This is a genomic window from Thalassococcus sp. BH17M4-6, assembly GCF_049323015.1.
Classification (GTDB): domain Bacteria; phylum Pseudomonadota; class Alphaproteobacteria; order Rhodobacterales; family Rhodobacteraceae; genus Puniceibacterium.
Genome location: NZ_JBMPGU010000001.1, coordinates 125,794 through 144,016 on the forward strand (window position 1 = coordinate 125,794; position 18,223 = coordinate 144,016).

Here is an 18,223-nt window from a genome sequence, read left to right on the forward strand (position 1 = left end):
TGGTTTAGGTGATCACGTCGGGGGCGTCGCGCCCGGTGCGATCGTTGATCCCGGCGATGGCGTCGGCGGCGGCGATGACCGATGCCAGCGCGTCCTGCGGGTCGTCATGCAAGCGGGCGGGGTCGGTTTCGACCCGTTCCAGATACACCCGCAGCGTAGCCCCTTCGGTTCCCGTGCCCGACAGGCGCAGCACGATGCGCGCGCCGTCCGACAGGATGATGCGCAGGCCCTGACCTTCGCTGCGGGACCCGTCGACGGGGTCGTCATAGGCGAATTCATCCGCAGTTTCCACCGTCAGCCCGGCAAAGTCCTGCCCGGGCAGGCTTTCCAGCCTGTCGCGCAGGTCATCGACCAGTTTTTGGGCGGCTTCGGCATCGACCGCCTCGTAATCGTGCCGGGAATAGTAATTGCGGCCAAACGTTTGCCAGTGTTCCTTCATCAGTTCGGCCACCGACTGCTTGCGCACGGCCAGCACGTTCAGCCAGAAAAGCACGGCCCAAAGCCCGTCCTTTTCACGCACGTGATCGGACCCGGTGCCGGCGCTTTCCTCACCACAAAGCGACGCGGCCCCGGCATCGAGCAGGTTGCCGAAGAACTTCCAGCCCGTCGGGGTTTCATAGCAGTCGATGCCCAGATGCTCGGCCACCCGGTCGAGCGCGCGGCTGGTCGGCATCGACCGCGCGACGCCGCGCATGTCCTTGGCATAGGTCGGGATCAGCTTGGCGTTGGCGGCGATGGCGGCAAGGCTGTCCGATGGCGTGACATAGATGCCCCTGCCCACGATCATGTTGCGGTCGCCGTCGCCATCGGACGCGGCACCGAAATCGGGCGCTTCGTCGGCGAACATCGTGTCCATCAGATCCTTGGCCCAGATCGGGTTCGGGTCGGGGTGGCCCTGGCCGAAATCGGGCAGGGGCGTCGCGTTGACGACGCTGCCCTTGGGCGCGCCAAGCGTGTCTTCGAGGATGGCGCTGGCATAGGGGCCGGTGATGGCGTGCATGGCATCGAAGCGCACGCGGAACCCGTCCGCGAATAGCGCCTTGATCGCGTCGAAATCGAAAAGCTCGGCCATCAGGTCGCGGTAGTCGGCCACCGGGTCGACCACCTCGATCACCATGTCACCCAAAGAGGTTTCGCCAATCGTACCCAGATCGACATCCTGGCTTTCGACGATATGATATTTCTCGATCTTCTGGGTCGCCTTGAAGATCTTCTTCGTCACGTTCTCGGGCGCGGGGCCGCCGTTCGAGACGTTGTATTTAACGCCGAAATCGCCATCCGGCCCGCCGGGGTTGTGGCTGGCCGACAGGATGATGCCGCCGTTTGCCTTGTTCTTGCGAATGAGATGCGATGCGGCGGGGGTGGAGAGCAGCGCGTTCTGCCCGACGATCACCTTCGCGGCGCCGCCCGCCGCGGCCATGCGCAGCACCACCTGTGCGGCGCGGTCGTTGAAATGCCGCCCGTCGCCGCCCAGCACCAGCGTCTTGCCCTCGACACCGCCGATGCCGTTCCAAGTCGCCTGGATGTAATTTTCAAGATAGTGCGGCTGCATGAACACCTGCGTCTTCTTGCGCAGGCCCGACGTGCCCGGTTTCTGTCCTTCAATCGGGGTCGTGGCAACTTTGTGCGGGGTCATGGCGTCCTCCTATCGGCCGTTGTCTGACATGATCCGAGCGGCCTCCTCCAGCCGGGGATCGTCTTTTGTCGTGTCGATGTCCTGCGGCAGGCGCTGCTGCCAGTTGGGGTATTCGGTCACGGTGCCGGGCAGGTTCGGCTGGTCGAGCATATCAAGGATATTCTCGATCTGCACGGCCACGACCTGGCTGCCGGTCTGGGCCAGATGCGTGTGCATACGCGCTGCGCTGTCGGGCGCGGCATCGCAGAACGCGCCGGTGGCGCGATCCAGCGCCGCCACTTCGGCGCGGCGGTGTTCCTGCGCCTGCGTGTCAAACTCTGCATCCAGAAGGCCACGGTCGGTCCGGGCCGAGATTTCGCGCCCCTCGCGCCAGCCCTTCCAGGTCGGGAGGTCGTGGGTGGAGAAGCTGGCGATGGTCGCCTTGGGATAGGCGCCGGGGCTGCGAAAACGCGGCGTCTTGCGGCCGACCTGTTCGAAGATCGTCAGCCTGCAGCCCAGCACGCCGGACGCGGCCAGCGCCTTTTGCAGACCGTCGGGGATGTTGCCCAGATCCTCGCCCACGATCACCGCGCCCGCGCGCGCGGCCTCGATCCGGGCGACGGCCAGCATTGCGTCGCGTGGCATCTGCACATAGGCCCCGGGAGCGTCCGGGTCGTCGGGCACCCAGTAGGCGCGTTCGAACCCCAGGATATGGTCGATGCGCAGCATGCCCGCGCTGCGCAACTGCCGCCGCAGGGTTTCGGCGAGCGGGGCAAAACCGGTCTCGATCAGCGCGCGGGGATTGAACGGGGCAAGCTGCCAGTTCTGCCCGTCCAGCGCAAAGGCATCGGGCGGCGCGCCCAGAGACGCGCCATGGGCAAAGCTCGAACGGTCCTCCCAGGTTTCTGCGCCATGCGGATGCGTGCCGACCGCCAGATCGAGGTAGAGGCCAAGCGCCATGCCGCTGTCGGCCGCCGCCCGGGCCGCATCCTGAAGGGCGGTTTCGGCGCGCCATTGCAGCCAGCCGTGAAAGCGCAGGCGGGGCGCAAGATCGGCCGCGGCGCGGGCGGTTTCGGTGCTCTCGGGGTCTTGCAGGGCGGCGGGCCAGTTCTGCCAGTAGGCGCCGTGGCGTTCCGACAGCGCCTGATGGGTGGCAAAGCGGGTCAGGCTTTCGCCTGCGGCCTGCAGGTAAGCGTCGAAGGCGGCGGTGCGTCCGCTGTCCTCGAAGGCGGCAAAGGCGGTTTCCAGCGCCGCCATCCGCGCGGGGATGTCGTGGGCATAGTCGATGAGCGGCGTGTGAGAGCCTGCGTAGTTGACCGGGATGTGCAGCGTCGACAGCCGCCTGCGGTGCGACGGGGTGTAGGGGCTGAAGACCGCCGGATCGGTGGGAAATCCGGCGTGCACCGGATTGATGCCCAGAAAGGCCGCCCCGTACTGACTTGCGGCCTGTGCCATCCGACCCAGATCGGTGTAATCGCCGATGCCGCCCTCGGTCTGTGTCCGCAGCCCGGCCAGTGGCGCGATGAGGCCCCAGCATCGGGGCGGCAGCGGCAGGCGGGCGGGGGCGGTCAGCAGCCAGCAGACCTGTGCGCCGGCCTCGAGCTTGTGGCGCCCCAGCGGCAGCGCGGGCAGCGGGCCGCCGCGCCCGGCGTGGGTGCGGCCATCCTCGCGCGTGATCTGCCATTCGGCATCGTCGGGCAGCACGATGTCAGGCCGTCGTCCGACCCGCGCCACGTGCCAGGGTGGCAGCGCCCCGTCGCGCGCCGCCATCTCTGCCAGCGCGTCGCGGCAGGCGGCCTCCGTCCCGGCATCGACACCCATCGCGGCCAGTAGCGCGCGCTGGGTTCGGGCCGGGGTCTGCCGGGCCTGTCCGGTCACGTCGGTAAAGCCGGGCAGGATGCCCATCCGGCCCGCAAGCTCTGACAGCGGATCAGCCATCCGTCGTTTCCTGGACGTAGGCGCGCACCGACAGGGCCGCCACCTCGACCTCGGGCCCCGGGGCGGGTTCGGAGTCGAGCTCGGGCCGTGCGGTGTCAAGCTGCAGCACCCAGACCTTGTCGTTGGCGGTGCCGGGCAGGGTCACGCTCAGCGCCTCGCCGACGTTGAAGACCAGGAAAAGCGCCTCTTCCCGCGCGGCGTAAACCGGCGTGTCCGACGCCATGCGCATTTCGGCGCACAGCACCTTGAGGTCGGGCGCGTTCCAGTCCTCGTCCGTCATCTCGGTGCCGTCGGCGCGCAGCCAGAACAGATCCTGAATGCCGTCGAGCAGCCGTTCGCGCGAATGCAGGAACCGTTTTTGCCGCAGGATCGGATGCGCCTTGCGGAAGGCCACCAGTTTCTGCGTGAAGGCCAGGAACGCCGGATCGGCATTGGCCCAGTCGACCCAGCCGATTTCATTGTCCTGACAATAGGCGTTGTTGTTGCCCTGCTGGCTGTTGCCCAGCTCGTCGCCCGCAAGGATCATCGGGGTGCCCTGGCTCAGCAGCAGCGTGGCCAGCATGTTGCGCCTCCGTTGCGCCCGCGCGGCGTTGATTTCGGGATCGTCGGTTGCGCCCTCGACACCCATGTTGTCGGAATAGTTGGCGCCGTGGCCGTCGCGGTTGTCCTCGCCGTTGGCCTCGTTGTGGCGCTCGTTGAAGCTCACCACATCCATCAGGGTAAAGCCGTCATGCGCCGTCAGAAGATTGACCGACGCCGTTGCGGGCCGTCCCGAATGATCGAACTGCGTGGCCGACCCGGTCAGCCGGTCGGCGAGGGCGGGCACCATGCCGTCATCGCCGCGCCAGAACTGCCGTACGGCGTCGCGATACTTGTCATTCCATTCCGAAAACGGCGGGGGAAAGCCGCCCAGTTGATAGCCTCCCGGGCCGATGTCCCAGGGTTCGGCGATCAGCTTGGTGTGGCACAGCACCGGGTCCTGCCGCACCGCCTGGAAGAACGCCGCATTGCGGTCGAACCCGGTGCTGAGCCGCCCCAGCGTGGCACAGAGGTCAAAGCGGAACCCGTCGACGCCCATCACCTCGACCCAGTAGCGCAAGGAATCGAGCACCATGCGCAGAACCATCGGGTGTTCCAGGTTCAGCGTGTTGCCGGTGCCGGTGTCGTTGATCGAATGGCGGTGGTCGTCGGTCAGACGGTAGTAACTGCGGTTGTCGAGCCCGCGGAACGACAGGGTCGGCCCCATCTCGTCGCCTTCGCAGGTGTGGTTGTAGACCACGTCAAGCAGCACCTCGATGCCCGCGCCGTGCAGCCGCGACACCATGTGCTGAAACTCCCACAGCGCGCCCTGCGACAGGTAGCGCGGGTCGGGTGCGAAGAAGCCAAGCGTCTGGTATCCCCAGTAGTTCGTCAGGTTCTTTTCCACCAGAAAGCGGTCGTTGACGAAGGCCTGCACAGGCAAAAGCTCGATCGCGGTGATGCCGAGCCTGGTCAGGTGATCCAGCATCGGATCGCTGGCCAGCCCCAGGAACCCGCCCTTGTCGGCGATGTCGGGATGCTGCTGCACGAGGCCCTTCACATGCGCCTCGTAGATCACGGTCTGCGACAGCGGCGTCATCGGGCGCGGAGGACTGTCGGACCAGACGAAACTGGGGTCGTCGATCACGCATTTGGGCATGTAGCGGGCGGAATCCCTGCGATCAAAGCTCAGATCGCCCTTGGTGTCGCCGACGGTATAGCCCATCAGCGCGTCGTTCCACTGCGGATGGCCGGTCAGCCGCTTGGCGTAAGGGTCCAGCAGCAGCTTGTTGTAGTTGAAGCGGTGGCCGTGGAAGGGCGCGTAAGGCCCATCGGCGCGCAGCCCGTAAAGCTGCCCGGGCTTGAGCCCCGAGACATGGCCGTGCCAGACGTCGCCATCGCGTTCAGGCAGGTCGATCCGGTGGGTTTCGGTGCGGCCATCCGCTGAGAACAGGCACAGCGTCATCCGCATGGCATGTTGCGAAAAGACGGCAAAGTTCACGCCTTCGCCATCGAAGGTGGCCCCCAGGGGGGCGGCATGGCCGGGGGCCAGAGCGTTGGAAATTTTCATGCGTTCTTCTTGAGGCTCTCATACAGGGCAGCGTAGTCCCGGGCCGACTGATCCCAGCCGACCGGATGGGCCATGGCGTTGCGCATCATCCCCTCCCATTTCTTCCTGTCCGGCCAAAGCGTGCAAGCCTGCATCAGCGCGCCGCGCAGCGCCTGTGCCGTGGTCGGATAGAACTGGAACCCGGTGGCCACATCGGCGGCCAGGCCCGCGGGGCTGGCGTGGATCACTGTGTCGGCCAGCCCGCCGGTCATCGACACCAGCGGCAGCGTGCCGTAGCGCAGACCGTAGAGCTGCGTCAGCCCGCAGGGCTCGAACCGCGACGGCACAAGGATCACGTCGCCGCCCGCAATAAGCTGCTGGGCCAGCGCCTCGTCATAGCCGATGCGCACCGACACCGCGTCGAAGCGCGCGGCGGCGGTGCGAAACGCGCTTTCCATCCCCGGATCACCTGACCCCAGCAGGGCCAGCTGGCCGCCCGCCTCGATCAGATCGGGCAGGGCGTCGATCAGCAGGTCGAGGCCTTTCTGCTCGGTCAGGCGCGAGATCACGACGAAAAGCGGCCCGTCGGCCTCAGGCAGGCCCATGACCTCGCGCAGGTCGCGGGTGACGGCGGCCTTGCCGTCGGGGCTGTCGTAGGGCGGGGTCCAGACGTCAAGGTCGATGCCGTTGAGGATACCCGTCAACACCGATTGCCGGTCGCGCAGCACACCATCTAGGCCCATGCCGAATTCGGGCGTCATCAGCTCCGACGCGTAGGTGCGGCTGACGGTGCTGATCGCATCCGCATAGATCAGCCCGGCCTTGAGCGCGCTGATCTGGCCGTAATATTCGAACCCGTCGGGGGTAAAGCCGTGTTCCGGCAGGCCCAGCTTGCCCAGCCGCGTGGCCGGGGCCAGGCCCTGAAAGGCGATGTTGTGAATGGTCAGCAGCGTTGCCACACGCTCTGCCGCGCCGCGTTCGCGCAGGTAGACCGGTGTGAGGCCCGCCTGCCAGTCATGCAGGTGCAGGACCTGCGGCATCCAGCCGTCCACGCCCGCGTCACCGATTTCAGCCGCCACCTGGCTCAGCGCGGCAAAGCGTTCGGGGTTGTCCGGCCAGTCCTTGCCGTCGGGGCCAAGGTAGATCGAGCCCGGCCGGTCAAAAAGATGCGGCGCGTCCAGAACGTAAAGCACCTGATCGCCCAGCTTGCCCTGCACCAGCCGGGCCGGGCCGCCGAACCGTGTGCCCAGATCGCGCACCACGGTGTCGCGGTCCACCGCCGCCAGCACCGCCGGATAGCCCGGCAGAAGCGTACGCATGTCGCTGCCCAGATCCGCCATGGCGCGCGGAAGCGCACCCACCACATCCGCAAGCCCGCCGGTTTTCACCAGCGGGACACATTCGGATGCAACGGACAGGACAGTGGTCATAAGGCGTTGGCCCGATTTTCCATCATCGACTTGGTGATCAGCGTCACACCACCCTCGGACACGCGGAACCACTTGGCATCCTCTTCCGGATCCTCGCCCACCACAAGACCTTCGGGGATGTGCACGCCGCGGTCGATCACCACCTTGGTCAGACGCGCAGACCTTGCAACGTTGACGTAAGGCAACACCACTGCCTGCTTGAGCTGCGCGTAGGAATTGGTGTGCACCTGCGTGAAAAGCAGCGATTCCGAAATCTCGGTCCCGGAAATGATGCAGCCGCCCGACACCAGCGACGAGGTCGCCGTGCCACGGCGCTTTTCCTCGTTATGGATGAACTTGGCGGGCGGCACGCTTTCCGAATAAGTCCAGATCGGCCAGTCGGTATCCCAGAGGTCCAGATCCGGGTTGAAATCGGTCAGGTCGATATTGGCCTTCCAGAAGGCATCGACGGTGCCCACGTCGCGCCAGTAGGCCGGGGCCTCGGGCGTGTGCTTGACACAGCTCGAGGTGAAGCGATGCGCCTGCGCCTTGCCGTTCTTGACGATGTTGGGGATGAGGTCGTTGCCGAAATCGTGGCTGGAGCCTTCGTTCGCCGCATCCTCGATCAGCAGTTCGCGCAGGAACTTCCAGTTGAAGACATAAATGCCCATCGACGCCAGCGCGACGCTGGGGTCGTCGGGCGTGCCCGGCGGATCGGCGGGCTTTTCCAGAAAGCTGGTGATGCGGTCCTGATCATCCACCGCCATTACACCAAAGGCCGTCGCCTCTTCGCGCGGAACGGTCAGGCAGCCGATGGTCACGTCGGCACCGGTTTCGACGTGCTGCTGGATCATCAGCTCGTAATCCATCTTGTAGATGTGATCGCCCGCCAGGATCAGCACGTAATCGACGCCGTAGCTGTCGACGATGTCGATGTTCTGCGTCACCGCATCCGCCGTGCCGCGATACCAAGCCTCGTCGCCGCCGCGCTGCGACGCGGGCAGGATATCGAGGAATTCGTTGCGTTCGGCGCGGAAGAAGTTCCAGCCGCGCTGGCAATGCCGGATCAGCGAATGCGCCTTGTACTGCGTCGCCACGGCCATCTTGCGGATGCCCGAGTTGAGGGCGTTGGACAGGGCAAAGTCGATGATCCGGGTCTTTCCCCCGAAATAGACCGCCGGTTTTACCCGGGTGTCGGTGAGTTCCCTGAGGCGCGACCCGCGCCCCCCGGCAAGCACGAACGCCATCGACCGGCTGGCCAGACGGTTGCTGGATGTCGTCATCTTATCCCCTCCCTATAGGGCTGCGGGCCTTTGCGGCCCGTCATTCAGTGTCTTACGATCCGAAAGTCTTTCGATGCGTCAATCCTTTATCAGATAGACGGCCGACAGCGGCGGGATCACGACCGTCGCGCTTGCGGGCTGTCCGTGGCTCGGCTCCTCCACCGCCTCCACGCTGCCCATGTTGCCCCGGTCGCCGCCGCCGTAAATCCCGGCGTCGGTATTCAGCGCCTCGCGCCATGTGCCCTTGGCGGGCATGCCGATGCGATATGCGGTCTGTTCGATCGGCGTGAAGTTGCAGAGCACCACAACCTCCGGATCGCCCTTGTTGCCGCGCCGGATCCAGCCATAGATCGACCGGTCCGCGTCGTTCGCCTCGATCCACTGGAACCCGTCGGGGAAGCAATCGCGGACGTGCAGGGCAGGGGTGCCCGCGTAAAGCGCGTTGAGGTCCCGCACAAGCGACTGGATGCCCTTGTGCGCGGGCTGTTCCGCCGCGGCCCAGTCCAGTTCCGCATTGTGGTTCCATTCGTGGGCTTGGGCGAATTCCTGCCCCATGAACAACAGCTTCTTGCCCGGATGCCCCCACATGAAGCCGTAATAGGCGCGCATGTTGGCAAAGCGTTCCCAGTCGTTGCCGGGCATGCGCTGGAGCATGGAGCCTTTGCCATGTACCACCTCGTCATGGCTGATCGGCAGGATGAAATTCTCCGAAAACGCGTAGTGCAGGCCAAAGGTCATCTGGTGGTGATGATGCTTGCGGTAGATCGGGTCTTTCTTGATGTATTCGAGCGTGTCGTTCATCCAGCCCATGTTCCACTTGAACCCGAAGCCCAGACCGCCGTCGAAGACCGGCTGCGAGACCTTCGGAAAGCTGGTCGATTCCTCGGCCACAGTCATGATGCCGGGCGCCTCTCCGTAGGTCTGGATGTTCATGTTCTGTAGCATGGCGATGGCTTCGTAATTCTCGCGCCCGCCATCCTTGTTCGGGACCCATTCGCCGTCCTTGCGGGAATAGTCGCGGTACAGCATCGACGCCACCGCATCCACGCGCAGGCCGTCGACGTGATATTCCTCGAGCCAGTACAGCGCGTTCGACGTCAGGTAGTTGGCCACCTCGCGCCGACCGTAGTTGTAGATCAGGGTGTTCCAGTCCTGGTGGAAGCCTTCGCGCGGGTCGGCATGTTCGTAAAGGGCTGTGCCGTCGAACTGGCCCAGCCCGTGCGCATCGGTGGGAAAGTGCCCCGGCACCCAGTCGATCAGCACGCCCAGCCCGGCCTTGTGCGCGGCGTTGATCAGATCGCGGAATTCATGCGGGGGACCGTGGCGCACGGTTGGGGCGAACATGCCCACCGGCTGATAGCCCCAGGAGCCGTCAAAGGGATATTCGCTGATCGGCAGCAGCTCGATATGGGTGAAGCCCATGTCCTTGACATACTCGACCAGCTCGGTCGCGGCCTCGACATAGGACAGGGGGCGCCCTTCATCCTTGCGCCGCCACGACCCAAGATGAACCTCGTAGACCGAAATCGGCGCCTCGCGGCTTTGCAGCGCCTCGCGTTTGTCCATCCAGCCCTTGTCGGACCAGCCGTAGCCGCGAATGTCGCGCACGACACTGGCGTTTTCAGGCGGATGCTGCGAACCGAAGCCGACGGGATCGGCCTTGAGCGGCATGACCGCCCCATGCGCGCCGACGATTTCGTATTTGTAAACAGCCCCTTCGCCGATGCCGGGCACAAAGATTTCCCATACGCCCGTGGACCCGCGACGCCGCATCACGTGCCGCCGCCCGTCCCACAGGTTGAAATCGCCCACGACCGACACGCGGCGTGCATTCGGGGCCCAGACGGCAAAGCTGGTGCCCTCCACGCCTTCGTGTTCGCGCACATGCGCACCCATGCACTGCCACAGCCTGCGATGGGTGCCTTCACCCAGAAGGTATTCGTCTATTTCCCCCAAGACAGGGCCAAACCGGTAGGCATCTTCAACCTCCCATTCTGCACCTTCGGCGCTTTTGCCCCGCAGAAGGTAGGGTTTCGTGCCGGCCACCGAGCCGCGGAACACACCCTGCAGACCGGGCACGGGGTCCAGCGGATGCGCCTTGCCCGCCACCACCGCCGCCATCTCGTAGGCGCCGGGGTCAAAGGCGGTCACGACCCGTGACCGGCCTTCCTTGTGCGGGCCGAGAATGGCAAAGGGATCGTCGCAGCGTCCTTCCGGAATGCGGCGCAGATCGGCGAAAAGCTGTGGTTCTATGGTGTGTGACATGAGCTAGACCCTAAGCTTGTTCGATTTGCATTCAAGGGGGATGTGCTTATCCCCCAAGCAGGGACTTCGCGTCCCAGATGTCGTCCATGTAGCCCTGAATCGTCCGGTCGGAAGAGAACCATCCCGACCGCGCGGTATTGAGCGCGGCCATTCTCATCCAGCCTTTCTGATCGGCAAAGGCGGTGTCGACCTCGCGCTGCGCGCGCCAGTAATCGGTGAAATCCGACGCCACGAGGAAATAGTCCGGCCCCGAGAGGTTTTCGACGATATTGTGGTAGCGGGTAGGCTCTTCTGGCGAAAACGTCCCGGTTTCAATGGCTTCCAGCGCGGCCTTGAGGCGTGGATCGGCGGCGATCGCCTTGGCCGCATGGCCGTCGATGGCACGGCGGGCATCGACCTCGTCGGCCGTCATGCCAAAGAGAAAGAAGTTTTCCGCACCGACATGTTCGCGGATTTCCACGTTCGCGCCATCCAGCGTGCCGACGGTCGGCGCGCCGTTGAGCGCGAATTTCATGTTGCCGGTGCCCGACGCTTCTTTCCCCGCAGTCGAGATCTGTTCGCTGAGGTCCGCGGCGGGGATCAGCCGTTCGGCCAGCGTGACGTTGTAGTTGGGCAGGAAAACTACCTGCAGCAGATGGCGGGTGTCTGCATCCGCGTTAATGACCGCCGATACGTCGTTGATAAGACGGATGATATCCTTGGCGAAGAAATAGCCGGGGGCGGCCTTGCCCGCAAAGATCTTGACCCGCGGCGTCCAGTCCGCATCGGGGTTGGCCTTGATCTCCTGCCAATGCGCGATCGCCTCGAGGATGTTGAGGTGCTGGCGCTTGTATTCGTGCAGCCGCTTGATCTGCACGTCGAACATCATCGCGGGATCAATCTCGATGCCCTGCGTATCCTTGATCCAGGCGGCAAGATCGGCCTTGTTGTCGTGCTTGGCCTGGGCATAGCGGTCCAGCCATGCGGGATCGTCGATATGGGGTTCCAGAGCCTTGAGCTGTTCCAGATCGTCGACCCAGCCTTCGCCGATGGTGTCGGTGATCAGCGACGACAGGCGCGGGTTGCACGACAGCAGCCAGCGGCGCGGGGTCACGCCGTTGGTCTGGTTGAGGATCCGGTCCGGGTGCAGGCGATGCAGTTCTTCGAACACGGTTGTGGTCATCAGACCAGAATGCAGGGCCGAGACGCCATTGACCTTGTGCGCCATGATGAACGACAGCTCGCCCATCTTGACCTGACCGTCGGCGCGCGCGCTGACCTTGCGGGTCGGATTGGCCTTGGCATGGGCGTCGTCGATGCGGTCGACGATCTGCAGGTGCCGGGGCAGCAGCTTGCCGAACAGGCCTTCGCCCCAGGATTCCAGCGCCTCGGGCAGCAGGGTGTGGTTGGTGTAGCTCAGGCAGCCGCGTGCAAGCGTCATCGCCTCATCGAACGGCAGGCCGCGTTCGTCGTGCAGCAGCCGCACCAGTTCCGGCCCGGCGATGGCGGGGTGGGTGTCGTTCAGCTGTATCGCGACCTTTGACGGCAGCAGGCCCAGGTCGTTGTATTCGCTGTCAAACCGCCGCAGGATGTCGCGCAGCGCGCTGGCGGTCAGGAAATATTCCTGCTTGAGCCGCAGTTCCTTGCCCTGATCGGTGGTGTCGTCGGGATAGAGCACGCGGGAAATGGTGCGGGCCAGCGCCTCTGGCTCTGCCGCGCCGGCGAAATCGCCGCGGTTGAAACTGTCCAGATCGAAGGGATCGACCGCCTTGGCCGACCACAGGCGCAACGTGTTGGCCCAGCGGCCCTGCCAGCCGACGATCGGTGTGTCATAGGCTTCGGCATCGACGAATTCGGTGGGCGTCCAGGTGGCCTTGTCACCCTTCACCTCGACCGTGCCGCCAAAGCCCAGGCGGAACCGTGCCTCGGGGCGTTCGAATTCCCAGGCGTGCTGTTGCAGCAGCCAGGTTTCCGGCGCTTCGATCTGGCGACCGTCCTTGAAGGACTGGCGGAAGAGGCCGTGTTCATAGCGCAGGCCGTAGCCATAGGCCGGGCACCCCAGGGTCGAAAGCGATTCGAGGAAGCAGGCGGCCAGTCGGCCCAGGCCGCCGTTGCCCAAAGCGGCATCCGGTTCGTCCGCCAGGACGGCGTCATAATCCTGGCCCAGACCGGTCAGCGCGTCACGGGCCTGATCGACCAGGCGCAGGTTGACGATGCCATCCTCAAGCAGTCGCCCGATGAGGAATTCCATCGACAGGTAATAGACCCGCTTGGCCTGTTTTTCATAGCTTCTGCGGGTGGATGCGAACCAGCTGTCGACGATCTGATCGCGCACCGCAAGGCTCAGCGCCATGCGCCAGTCCTGCACCTGCGCGTGCTCTGCATCCTTGCCCAGATTATAGGTCAGATGCCGGATGATCGTGTCGCGGAACTGCGTCGTGGTGAGGGTATTGCTCGAAACCATGTTCATCTCGGGTCCTGTGTCTTGTGTCTGGCCCGGTGTGCAGGCCGTGTGTCGCTGTTACCGCTATCAACAGCAGTCCTTTCGTCAAAGCAATGCCGACCGCTCATTTCTCGGGCAGGCTGTGGGCAAATGCCCGCTGTATGAGCGCAGATAGGTCAGTTTTCGCCATCCCGTGCCAGCGCCTCGGCCAGGTGGCAGGCCGATCCCGTCAGCGCGGCGTAATCGTCGGTGACCAGATGCACCGGAAACTGGCCCATGAATTTGGCAAAGCGGCCCTTGTCGGCAAAGGCTTCGGCAAAGCCCTTGGCCAGCAGGTGCGGGCCGAAATGCCGCGCCACGCCGCCGCAAAGGTAAATGCCGCCGAAGGGCAGGGTGATCAGCGCAAGATTGCCGCACACCCGGCCCAGCATCCGGGTAAAGACGCTGACGGCCTTGTCGGCGCGTGCATTGTCGCCGCCCTCCACCGCCTGCATGATCGCGCCCGCATCCAGCGGATCGGCGCCGCCGTCCTCTTCGCAGAGCCAGGCATAGACCCGTTCGAAGCCGCGCCCCGACAGCACGTCCTCGACCCCCGGGGTGCCGTGCTTGCGGGCGATGAATTCCATCAGCCGCACCTCTTCGTCGGTCTGCACGGGCAGGGTGATATGCCCGGCCTCGGACGGTGGCACCAGCGTCTGGCTGCCCAGCCGAAAGACCGGCGCGGCGTTCATCCCGGTGCCCACGCCAATTACCAACCGCGCGGCGTTGGGGCTGGCCTGCTGGCCGGGAAGCAGCGTTTCAACGGTGCCGGGGCCCAGGTGATCCAGCGCATGACCCTGCGCCGTCAGGTCGTTCAGCACCGCCACGACCCGGGCGCGGGTGGCGTCGCGGATCACCTCGCGGTCGATCGTCCAGTCGAGGTTGGTGAGCGATCCGACACCGTCCCGGACCGGCCCGGCCATGGCCACACAGGCGGCATCGGGGGTCATGTCCTGTTCGCCCAGGTAATGCGTCAGCACCTCGGTCAGGCCCGATACCTCGGCGTTGCGGTAGCGCCGGATCGTGTCGGTCTGCACGGTTTCGCCGCGCGCCAGCGCCACGCGGGTATTGGTGCCACCGATGTCGGCCACAACGGCCAGGATGTCGGAAGATGCGGCCATGCGTCAGGTCCTCAGCGCTTTTGCCAGCGCGTGATACGAGGCTTTGGGCGTGCGGTCCAGCGTGTCGAAATCCACATGCACCAGGCCAAAGCGTTTCTCGTAGCCCAAAGCCCATTCGTAATTGTCGAGCAGCGACCACAGCATGTAGCCCTGAACCGGCACGCCGTCGGCAATGGCCCGCTGGACCGAGCGGAGGTGATCGTCGATGTAGTTGATGCGGTGCGTATCCTCGACCGCGCCGTTCGTCATCGCGTCCGGGGCGGCCATGCCGTTTTCGGTGACAAGGATCGGCGTGTCGCCGGTGTATTCGCGCGCCGTGCGGGTCAGGAACTGGTAAAGGCCTTCGGGATAGATTTCCCAATCCATGAAAGTCTTGGGCAGTGGCCCTTCGACATCGCGCAGCGACGGCCAGGCGCCATCCGTCGCCTCGACGATGCGGCGGGTGTAGTAGTTGATGCCGCACCAGTCGACCGGCGTGGTGATGGTGGCGAAATCGTCCTGCCAGCCTTGCGGCAGGTGCGGCTCCAGCCCCTCCAGCCCCTCTGCCGGGTATTCCCCCTTGAAGACGCCGCTCAGGTAGAAGCGGTTGTAATAGCCGTCGAACCGGGCGCGGGCAGCCTCGTCCGCGGCGCTGTCGGTCGCCGCCTTGGCCCATTCCATGTTGAAGACCGCGCCCAGGTTGCCCAGCCCCATGGCGCGCATAGCCTGTGTTGCCGTGCCATGCGCCTTGAGCACGTGGTGCATCGCCCGCGCGGTGGCGCGGATGTCGCGCAGGCCGGGGGCGTGGATGCCTTCGAAATGCGACAGCCAGGCCACGCACCAGGGTTCGTTGATCGTGGCGATGGAATGCATTCGGTCGCCGATCCGGCCCATGATCACCTGCGCGAAATCGGCAAACCACTGCGCCACGTCCGGGTTGGTCCAGCCGCCGCGGTCCGCCAGCGCGCTTGGCATTTCCCAGTGATACAGCGTGACGCAGGGCTTGATCCCGCGTTCCAGCATGGCATCGGTCAGCCGGTCGTAGAAATCCAGGCCTTCGGCGTTGGGGGTGCCGCGCCCCTCGGGCAGGACCCGGGCCCAAGAGGTGGAAAAGCGGTAGCAGTCGAACCCGGCGGCCTTGACCAGATCAAGATCGGCCTCAAAGCGGTGATAGTGATCGCAGGCGCGCAGCCCGTGTTCGGCGCGCACCACGTTGCCCGGCGTCGCGGCAAAGGTATCCCAGTGGGTCTGGCCCGCACCGCCGAAGCCGTGCCCTTCGATCTGGTAGCTCGAAGTGGCGGTTCCGAAAAGAAAGCCATCGGGAAAATCGCTGCGTTTGACCTGCATGTCTGTCCTCGCCAGTAGGGGTGGTGTCAGCGCCGTGGCGCGGGGCCCGTGGATTGACCCACGATCAACTCTGCTTCCATCATGTACTGCATCGGTTGGCCACCCGGTTCCGCGATTTGTTGCAGCAGCATCGTCGCGGCGCGCCTGCCGGCATCGCGCATCGACGACCGCGTCGCGGTGAAGATCGGCACATCCTGCCCGTTCTTGAGATAGCTCAGATCGTCGTCATGGGTGATCACCGACACGTCGCGGCCCAGGTCCAGGCGGGCATCTGCCACGGCGCGGCGCGTGCCGATGGCCATGAGCATCGACGAACACAGAAACGCCGTGGGCGGATCGGGCAGGGCGAGCATGCGGTGCGCGGCGCGGTAGCCCTCAAGCTCGGTCATTTCAGAGCTGGTCATCAAAGCCGGGTCTTCGGTCAGCCCGTGCTGGGCCAGCGCCTCGACATAGCCACTTCGGCGGCGAAAGGCGAAATCCTGCTGTTCCAGCCCGTTGATCAGCGCGATGCGGCGGTGCCCCAGTTCCAGAAGAAAGGCGGTGGCGCGCTGAAAGGCGCGTTTGTTGTTCATGTCGAGCCAGGAATAATCCGGCGGCAGGTGGGACGCGCGGCCATGCACCACGAAGGGCAGCCCCAGCTCTTTCAGGAGGCCGACGCGGGGGTCGTCCATCGTCGGGCTGTGCAGCATGATGCCATCGACATTGCCCTTGGCGCGAATCGCGCGGTACAGCCGCTCCTCCTCGCCATCCTCGATCAGGGTCAGGACCATGTCGTAGCCGGCCTTCACATAGGCCTCTGACGCGCCGGTCACGAAGTCGCCGAAGATCGGGTTGACCATCTCGTGCTTGTTCGAGGTGGGGATCACCGTGCCGATGGACATCGACCGTCCGGTCGCCAGCGCCTTGGCGCGGGTGTTGGGGGTGTAGTTGAAGGCGATGGCCGCCTCCTGCACACGTTTTCTGGTTGCATCGCGCACTTCGGGATACCCGTTCAGCGCGCGGCTGACGGTGGTCTGTGACAGGTTCAGGTGCTGGGCAAGCTCTTTGAGGTTCATCGGGCAGGCTGGGTTCAAACCGCTTTGGATTTTGACAGACTAACCGGAATTTCCGCTGACTTGAAAGCGGATTTTCTTTTCGCGTCATAGCTGCAGTGCAGCATGAAAAGCATTTGCACTTGGGGCAAATGTGTTTGACAGTCACGGTCAAGTGCGAGAGTTTCGCCATAGCCAAAGCGCTTTGAGAATTTGCCACGAATGCGGGCCAAAGCTCAGGGCGGAGACATGATCTGGGAGGATTCATCACAATGAAACACACGTTATTTGCCAGCGCCGCAACCATCGCCCTGACGGCAGGCTCCGCGCATGCCGCGGCGCATCTGCCGTTCGCCGTGGGCGAGGGCGATCTGAACTGGGACAGCTACAACAGCTTTGCCGATCAGTACGACCTGAGCGGCGCCACGGTCGAGATTACCGGCCCCTGGACGGGCAACGAAAAGGAAAAGGTCGACATCGTCTTCAACTACTTCGAAGAGGCGACGGGCGCGACCGTGAACTACTCCGGCTCCGACAGCTTCGAGCAGGACATCGTGATCTCCACCCGTGCGGGTTCGGCCCCGAACCTCGCGGTGTTTCCGCAGCCGGGTCTGGCCGCCGATCTGGCCAGCCAGGGCCTGCTGACGCCGCTGCCCGAAGGCACGTCCGACTGGATCGCCGAGAACTATTCCGCGGGCCAGTCCTGGGTCGATCTGGGCACCTATGCGGGCCCCGACGGCAACGAGGCGCTTTACGGCATGTTCTACCGCGTCGATGTGAAATCGCTGGTCTGGTACAACCCCATCGCCTTTGACGAGGCGGGCTATGACATCCCCGAAACGATGGAAGAGCTGAAGGAACTGACCCAGCAGATCGTCGACGACGGCGGCACGCCTTGGTGCATCGGCCTGGGATCCGGCGCGGCGACAGGCTGGCCCGCGACCGACTGGGTCGAGGACATGATGCTGCGCACGCAGTCGCCTGCAGATTACGACGCCTGGGTCGCCAATGAGCTGAAGTTCGACGATCCCAAGGTGATCGAGGCCATCGACGAATTCGGCTGGTTCGCGCGCAACGACGATTTCGTGCAGGGCGGCGCATCGACCGTGGCCACCACCGACTTCCGCGACAGCCCGGCCGGCCTCTTCACGATCCCGTCGGAATGCTACATGCACCGCCAGGCGTCGTTCATCCCGGCCTTCTTCCCTGAAGGCACCGTGGTGGGCGAGGACGTGGATTTCTTCTATTTCCCGGCCTACGAGTCCAAGGATCTGGGCACGCCGGTGCTGGGGGCGGGCACACTCTTTGGCATCACCAATCCGTCGGATGCGACGAACGCGCTGCTTGAATATCTCAAGACCCCCATCGCGCACGAGCTTTGGATGGCCCAGGGCGGGTTCCTGACCGCGCATGGCGGCGTGAACCTGGACACCTACGCCGAAGACAGCCTGCGCGCGCAGGGTGAGATTCTGGCCAACGCCACGACCTTCCGCTTTGACGCCTCGGATCTGATGCCGTCCGAGATCGGTGCCGGGGCCTTCTGGTCCGGCATGGTCGACTACGTGACCGGCGCGGATGCCGCCGACGTGGCGGCAGACATCCAGGCACGCTGGGACTCGATCCAGTAAGCCGCCGGAACGTCGCACACCCTTGCCCCCCGTTATCCCGGGGGGCAAGCGGTCAACGGCCATAAGATCGCAAACGGT

General features: G+C 64.8%; 11 protein-coding genes. 1 reads left to right on the plus strand and 10 read right to left on the minus strand.

Annotated elements, in window-relative coordinates; translation table 11 throughout:
• Window positions 1-4: 4 nt before the first annotated feature.
• The 10 genes from ACOXXX_RS00550 to ACOXXX_RS00595 all read right to left on the minus strand — a co-directional run bounded on the left by ACOXXX_RS00550 (window position 5) and on the right by ACOXXX_RS00595 (window position 16,541).
• Window positions 5-1,636: an alpha-D-glucose phosphate-specific phosphoglucomutase gene (locus ACOXXX_RS00550; protein WP_422824589.1), complete on the minus strand. Its 1,632-nt coding sequence runs from the start codon at window positions 1,634-1,636 to the stop codon at window positions 5-7.
• A 9-nt stretch (window positions 1,637-1,645) separates the two neighbouring features.
• Window positions 1,646-3,553, minus strand: a complete 1,908-nt coding sequence (malQ, locus tag ACOXXX_RS00555) for a 4-alpha-glucanotransferase (protein WP_422824590.1) — start codon at window positions 3,551-3,553, stop codon at window positions 1,646-1,648.
• A complete protein-coding gene (glgX, locus tag ACOXXX_RS00560) occupies window positions 3,546-5,642 on the minus strand; it encodes a glycogen debranching protein GlgX (protein ID WP_422824591.1) in 2,097 nt (698 codons plus the stop codon). Before glgX ends, malQ begins: the two co-directional genes overlap by 8 nt.
• Complete coding sequence (glgA, locus tag ACOXXX_RS00565) at window positions 5,639-7,051, minus strand: glycogen synthase GlgA (RefSeq protein ID WP_422824592.1); 1,413 nt, start codon at window positions 7,049-7,051, stop codon at window positions 5,639-5,641. The genes glgX and glgA overlap by 4 nt, the downstream gene beginning before the upstream one ends.
• Window positions 7,048-8,313: a glucose-1-phosphate adenylyltransferase gene (gene glgC / locus ACOXXX_RS00570; protein WP_422824593.1), complete on the minus strand. Its 1,266-nt coding sequence runs from the start codon at window positions 8,311-8,313 to the stop codon at window positions 7,048-7,050. Before glgC ends, glgA begins: the two co-directional genes overlap by 4 nt.
• A 78-nt stretch (window positions 8,314-8,391) precedes the next feature.
• A complete protein-coding gene (glgB, locus tag ACOXXX_RS00575; protein WP_422824594.1) occupies window positions 8,392-10,578 on the minus strand; it encodes a 1,4-alpha-glucan branching protein GlgB in 2,187 nt (728 codons plus the stop codon).
• 46 nt (window positions 10,579-10,624) lie between these two features.
• Complete coding sequence (locus tag ACOXXX_RS00580) at window positions 10,625-13,021, minus strand: glycogen/starch/alpha-glucan phosphorylase (RefSeq protein WP_422824941.1); 2,397 nt, start codon at window positions 13,019-13,021, stop codon at window positions 10,625-10,627.
• Between the two features lie 155 nt (window positions 13,022-13,176).
• Window positions 13,177-14,160 (minus strand): glucokinase, encoded by a 984-nt coding sequence (locus tag ACOXXX_RS00585; RefSeq protein ID WP_422824595.1) that lies wholly within the window; start codon window positions 14,158-14,160, stop codon window positions 13,177-13,179.
• Between the two features lie 3 nt (window positions 14,161-14,163).
• Window positions 14,164-15,486 carry a GH1 family beta-glucosidase gene (locus tag ACOXXX_RS00590; protein ID WP_422824596.1) on the minus strand — a complete coding sequence of 441 codons (1,323 nt, stop codon included), beginning with the start codon at window positions 15,484-15,486 and terminating at the stop codon, window positions 14,164-14,166.
• Between the two features lie 26 nt (window positions 15,487-15,512).
• Window positions 15,513-16,541, minus strand: coding sequence for a LacI family DNA-binding transcriptional regulator (locus tag ACOXXX_RS00595; RefSeq protein ID WP_422824597.1), 1,029 nt, complete (start codon window positions 16,539-16,541; stop codon window positions 15,513-15,515).
• A 248-nt stretch (window positions 16,542-16,789) separates the two neighbouring features.
• Here ACOXXX_RS00595 and ACOXXX_RS00600 point away from each other — a divergent pair, with 248 nt between their 5' ends.
• Window positions 16,790-18,145, plus strand: a complete 1,356-nt coding sequence (locus tag ACOXXX_RS00600; RefSeq protein WP_422824598.1) for an ABC transporter substrate-binding protein — start codon at window positions 16,790-16,792, stop codon at window positions 18,143-18,145.
• Window positions 18,146-18,223: the final 78 nt, after the last annotated feature.

What these genes read in the sequence shown, in the direction of transcription:
- ACOXXX_RS00585 (WP_422824595.1), bottom strand. Translation starts at nt 14,160, where the DNA reads ATGGCCGCATCTTCCGACATCCTGGCCGTTGTGGCCGACATCGGTGGC.
- glgB (WP_422824594.1), bottom strand. Translation starts at nt 10,578, where the DNA reads ATGTCACACACCATAGAACCACAGCTTTTCGCCGATCTGCGCCGCATT.
- glgX (WP_422824591.1), bottom strand. Translation starts at nt 5,642, where the DNA reads ATGAAAATTTCCAACGCTCTGGCCCCCGGCCATGCCGCCCCCCTGGGG.
- ACOXXX_RS00600 (WP_422824598.1), top strand. Translation starts at nt 16,790, where the DNA reads ATGAAACACACGTTATTTGCCAGCGCCGCAACCATCGCCCTGACGGCA.
- ACOXXX_RS00590 (WP_422824596.1), bottom strand. Translation starts at nt 15,486, where the DNA reads ATGCAGGTCAAACGCAGCGATTTTCCCGATGGCTTTCTTTTCGGAACC.
- glgC (WP_422824593.1), bottom strand. Translation starts at nt 8,313, where the DNA reads ATGACGACATCCAGCAACCGTCTGGCCAGCCGGTCGATGGCGTTCGTG.
- ACOXXX_RS00595 (WP_422824597.1), bottom strand. Translation starts at nt 16,541, where the DNA reads ATGAACCTCAAAGAGCTTGCCCAGCACCTGAACCTGTCACAGACCACC.
- ACOXXX_RS00580 (WP_422824941.1), bottom strand. Translation starts at nt 13,021, where the DNA reads ATGGTTTCGAGCAATACCCTCACCACGACGCAGTTCCGCGACACGATC.
- ACOXXX_RS00550 (WP_422824589.1), bottom strand. Translation starts at nt 1,636, where the DNA reads ATGACCCCGCACAAAGTTGCCACGACCCCGATTGAAGGACAGAAACCG.
- glgA (WP_422824592.1), bottom strand. Translation starts at nt 7,051, where the DNA reads ATGACCACTGTCCTGTCCGTTGCATCCGAATGTGTCCCGCTGGTGAAA.
- malQ (WP_422824590.1), bottom strand. Translation starts at nt 3,553, where the DNA reads ATGGCTGATCCGCTGTCAGAGCTTGCGGGCCGGATGGGCATCCTGCCC.